Source organism: Streptomyces purpurogeneiscleroticus (assembly GCF_020024005.1).
GTDB classification, from domain to species: Bacteria; Actinomycetota; Actinomycetes; order Streptomycetales; family Streptomycetaceae; genus Streptomyces; species Streptomyces purpurogeneiscleroticus.
In genome coordinates, this window is sequence record NZ_NHSG01000394.1 from 1 (window position 1) to 4,321 (window position 4,321).

Annotated in this window: 5 protein-coding genes; 4 read left to right on the top strand and 1 reads right to left on the bottom strand. The window is 71.6% G+C overall.

Annotated elements, in window-relative coordinates; genetic code table 11:
• The first annotated feature begins 90 nt into the window (after nucleotides 1-90).
• The 4 genes from yczE to CCS38_RS28995 all read left to right on the top strand — a co-directional run bounded on the left by yczE (nucleotide 91) and on the right by CCS38_RS28995 (nucleotide 3,634).
• Entirely contained in the window at nucleotides 91-702 is a 612-nt protein-coding gene (gene yczE, locus CCS38_RS28980) for a membrane protein YczE (protein WP_223736305.1), read from the top strand.
• Nucleotides 703-772: 70 nt separating this feature from the next.
• Complete coding sequence (locus tag CCS38_RS28985; RefSeq protein ID WP_223736302.1) at nucleotides 773-1,573, top strand: glycerophosphodiester phosphodiesterase family protein; 801 nt, start codon at nucleotides 773-775, stop codon at nucleotides 1,571-1,573.
• Nucleotides 1,574-1,640: 67 nt separating this feature from the next.
• Nucleotides 1,641-2,999: an MFS transporter gene (locus CCS38_RS28990; RefSeq protein WP_372457163.1), complete on the top strand. Its 1,359-nt coding sequence runs from the start codon at nucleotides 1,641-1,643 to the stop codon at nucleotides 2,997-2,999.
• A 257-nt stretch (nucleotides 3,000-3,256) separates the two neighbouring features.
• Nucleotides 3,257-3,634 (top strand): RNA polymerase-binding protein RbpA, encoded by a 378-nt coding sequence (locus CCS38_RS28995; RefSeq protein ID WP_030261439.1) that lies wholly within the window; start codon nucleotides 3,257-3,259, stop codon nucleotides 3,632-3,634.
• Nucleotides 3,635-3,703: 69 nt separating this feature from the next.
• Here CCS38_RS28995 and fxsA read toward each other — a convergent pair whose 3' ends face one another.
• Nucleotides 3,704-4,270, bottom strand: a complete 567-nt coding sequence (gene fxsA / locus CCS38_RS29000; protein WP_223736304.1) for an FxsA family membrane protein — start codon at nucleotides 4,268-4,270, stop codon at nucleotides 3,704-3,706.
• Between the last annotated feature and the right edge of the window lie 51 nt (nucleotides 4,271-4,321).

The window sequence follows — 4,321 nt, forward strand, 5'->3', positions numbered from 1 at the left end:
GACGATCGTGACCGTGCCGATCGTCAGGCCGGTGTGTTCCGCGATGCCTTGGTCCAGCTCTACGTCGGTCTGGTGCTGTACGGCGTGAGCATGGGGCTGATGGTACGCGCGGACCTCGGCCTGGAGCCGTGGAGCGTGCTGAACCAAGGCATCGCGGAACACACCGGCCTGACGATCGGCACGGTCACGATCGTCTCCGGCGCACTGATCCTGCTGCTGTGGATCCCGCTGCGGCAGCGCGTGGGCCTGGGCACGGTCTCGAACGTGATCGTGCTGGGCCTGGTGATGGACGCGACGATGGCTCTCGTGCCCGCGTCCTCGTCGTTCGCGGTGCGCGTCCCGGTACTGGCCGCCGCGGTCGCCCTGAACGGCGCGGCGACCGGCCTGTACATCTCCGCGCGCTTCGGCCCAGGGCCGCGGGACGGGCTGATGACCGGGCTGCACCTGCGCACCGGCCGCCCCATTCGCCTCGTCCGCACCTGCATCGAGGTCACCGTACTGGCCGCGGGCTTCGCGCTCGGCGGCTCGGTCGGCGTGGGCACGGTCGTGTACGCACTGGCCATCGGCCCGATGGCGCAGTTCTTCCTGCGGCTCTTCGCGATCAAGGGCCTGGACGAGCCGTCCCGGGTGGTCACCGGCAAGTCCGCGCCCCGGGAGCAGCCGGCGGCGGCACCGGAGACGGTCACGGGCTGCGGGTCCTGAGACGCGCGCCTCGGGGGCCGGGGCCGGCCCCCGCTGCCCCTCTGTGCGGAGCACGCGCCATACTGCCCGCGTGACCGCCCTGCTCCCGCGCCCCCGCCACCCGTATCTCGACCACCCGGCGCCGCTCGCCTTCGCCCACCGGGGCGGGGCGGCGGACGGCCTGGAGAACACCGCGCTCGCGTTCCGCCGTGCCGTCGAGCGCGGCTACCGCTATCTGGAGACGGACGTGCATGCCACGTCGGACGGTCGCCTGGTGGCGTTCCACGACGCCACCCTGGACCGGGTCACCGACAGCAGCGGCCGGATCGGGGCGCTGCCCTGGCGGGCCGTGCGGCAGGCCAAAGTGGCGGGCCGGGAGCCGCTGCCGCTCTTCGAGGAGCTGCTGGAGGAGTTCCCGGAGGCGCGCTGGAACGTGGACGTGAAGGCCGAGCCGGCGCTGCGTCCGTTGCTGGCGCTGCTGCGCCGTACAGGGGCGTGGGACCGGGTGTGCGTCGGCTCGTTCTCGGAGGCGCGGGCCGGGCGGGCGCAGCAGCTCGCGGGCGGCCGGCTGGCCACCTCTTTGGGTACCCGTGGAGTGGCGGGCCTGCGGCTGCGCTCCTACGGGCGCAGCCTGCCGCTGGACCGGTTGCTGGGCGCCGCGGTACGGCGCAGCGCGGTGTGCGTACAGGTACCGGAGCGGCACGCGGGCCTACGGGTGGTGGACCGGCTCTTCCTGAAGGCGGCCCGGCAGCTCGGACTCCAGGTGCACGTCTGGACCGTGAACGACGCCGCGCGGATGGCGGATCTCCTGGATCTAGGTGTAGATGGCATCATGACCGATCACATAGACACGCTGCGGGATGTGCTGACCGCGCGGGGCGCCTGGACCTGACCTGACCCACGGGTACCGGCACCGCGACCGCTTCCGCCGCCGTGACGGGGAGCGCAAGGGGGAACCTGTGGGTGTGGACACTGCTGTCGAACCGGCCGAGCCGAAGGACGTGGCCGGCCGGCGGCGCGAGCAGCGCGGCTGGTACTGGTACGACTGGGCCAACAGCGTCTACTCGACGACCGTCCTGACGGTCTTCCTCGGGCCGTATCTGACGTCCGTGGCGAAGGCGGCGGCCGACACGCACGGCTTCGTCCACCCGCTGGGCATCCCGGTACGGGCCGGGTCGTTCTACGCGTACTCGGTGTCGGCCTCGCTGCTGCTGTCGGTGCTGGCGATGCCGCTGGCGGCGGCCGTCGCCGACCGCACAGGGCGCAAGAAGCCGCTGCTGGGCGGGTGCGCGTACACGGGCGCCGCGGCGACGACGGGGCTGCTCTTCCTGGGCGGCGACCGCTATCTGCTCGGCGGGGCGCTGCTGATCGTCGCGAACGTCTCGTTCGTCGTGTCGATGATGCTCTACAACTCCTACCTGCCGCAGATCGCGGCCCCCGAGGAGCGGGACGCGGTGTCCTCACGGGGCTGGGCGTTCGGTTACGCGGCGGGCGCGCTGGTCCTGGTGGCCAATCTGGTCCTGTACGCGGGCCACGCCTCCTTCGGCGTCTCGCAGGAGGACGCCATCCGGATCTGCCTGGCGTCGGCGGGCCTGTGGTGGGCGGTGTTCACCCTCGTACCGCTGCGCCGGCTCCGGGACCGCCGCCCGCTCCGTACGGCCGCGTCCCCGGCCCCCGGAGGCGGCCTGCGGCAGCTCCGGGAGACGCTGCGCGACCTGCGCCGGTACCCGCTGACGCTGACCTTCCTGCTCGCGTACCTGGTGTACAACGACGGCGTACAAACAGTGATCACCCAGGCGTCGGTGTACGGCTCGGAGGAGCTGGGACTGGACCAGACGACGCTGATCGTCGCGGTGCTGCTGGTACAGGCGCTGGCGGCGGCGGGCGCGGTGCTGATGGGCCGGCTGGCCCGGCGGTACGGCGCCAAACGGACGATTCTGGCGTCGCTGGTGGCGTGGACCGCGGTGATCGTGGCGGGCTACTTCCTGCCCGCGCACGCGCCCGGGTGGTTCTTCTGCCTGGCCGTGGCGATCGGGCTGGTGCTGGGCGGCAGCCAGGCCCTCTCGCGCTCCCTGTACTCGCATCTCATTCCGCGCGGAAAAGAGGCCGAATACTTCGCCGCGTACGAGATCAGCGACCGGGGCGTGAGCTGGCTGGGGCCGCTGGTCTTCGGGATCGCCTACCAGATGACGGGCAGCTACCGCGACGCGATCGCCTCGCTGGCGGCGTTCTTCTTGATCGGATTTGTCCTGCTCATCCGCGTGCCCGTGCGGCGCGCGGCGACGGCGGCCGGAAATCGCGTCCCCGACCTGATTTAGGCAAGTGGGACGCGGCCCGGTAGTGTACGCCTTTGGCTCACCAGGCGGACCGTTACTGCGCGCTGAACTTCGGACAGCGTCGGGTGACATCTGCTGCCAGATGTGACAAACCGGGCGCTGGTGGGTACAACAAGGGGCGGCACGACGGGCGACCTGGGTCCCGGATTCGGGAATCTTCACCGCCGACCGGACGTTGACCGGATGACGACGACAGCGACACCTGTCCTGTGGGCGACAAAGCCCGGGAGGCACGATTCATGAGTGAGCGAGCTCTTCGCGGCACGCGACTTGTGGTGACCAGCTACGAGACCGACCGCGGCATCGACCTGGCCCCGCGCCAGGCGGTGGAGTACGCATGCGAGAAGGGACATCGCTTTGAGATGCCCTTCTCGGTAGAGGCCGAGATTCCGTCGGAGTGGGAGTGCAAGGTTTGCGGTGCTCCCGCACTTCTGGTGGATGGCGATGGCCCTGAGGAGAAGAAGGGCAAGCCCGCGCGTACGCACTGGGACATGCTCATGGAGCGGCGCACCCGCGAGGAGCTCGAGGAGGTGCTGGCCGAGAGGCTGGCCGTCCTTCGCTCCGGCACCATGAACATCGCTGTGCACCCGCGCGACAGCAACAAGAAGTCCGCCTGACGGCGGACCTCACGTCGAGGGCCGGTATCCCTGCTGCGGCAGGGATACCGGCCCTCGACGCATGTGTCGTCAGCGGGGCAGCGGCGGGTCCTGGCGGGGCGGGGCCGGCGGCTCGTCGTCGCGGACCACCTCGCCCGGGACGACCTTGCCGTCGGGAGCGTGCATACGCGCCTGCTGGAAGGCGTCGCCGAAGGAGCCGGGGGTATGCCGCACCTGGCGGGCCAGCAGGCGCTCCACGCGCCGCTGGAGGAGTTTCCGGGTGGGCGGGAAGAGGCACAGCAGCCCCGCCGCGTCCGAGACCAGCCCGGGGCACATCAGGAGCAGCCCGCCGAGCATCGGCAGCATGTTGCCGCCGCCGGCCTCCGGGGCCGGCTTCGCGGGATCGGCGCCGGGCTGCTGGAAGGCGCCCGCCAGGTTCTGCCAGGCGCGCCGGCCCGCGCGCTTGATGACGTAACCGCCGAGCACCACGCCGGCCACCAGCAGGAGAAAGACCGTCAGTCCGCCCGCTGCCCGCCCGACCAGGGTGAGCAGCCAGACCTCCAGGACAACCCACACGGCGATGCCGAGCGGCACCATGCGGCGGGCGCGGGAGCGCCGGGGCGGACGGGAACGCGGTGGCGTGGTGGCGGACGTCATGACTCAAGTGTGCCTGGTCCGCCGTGGGCAGGGCCCCTCCCTCTCCCCGAA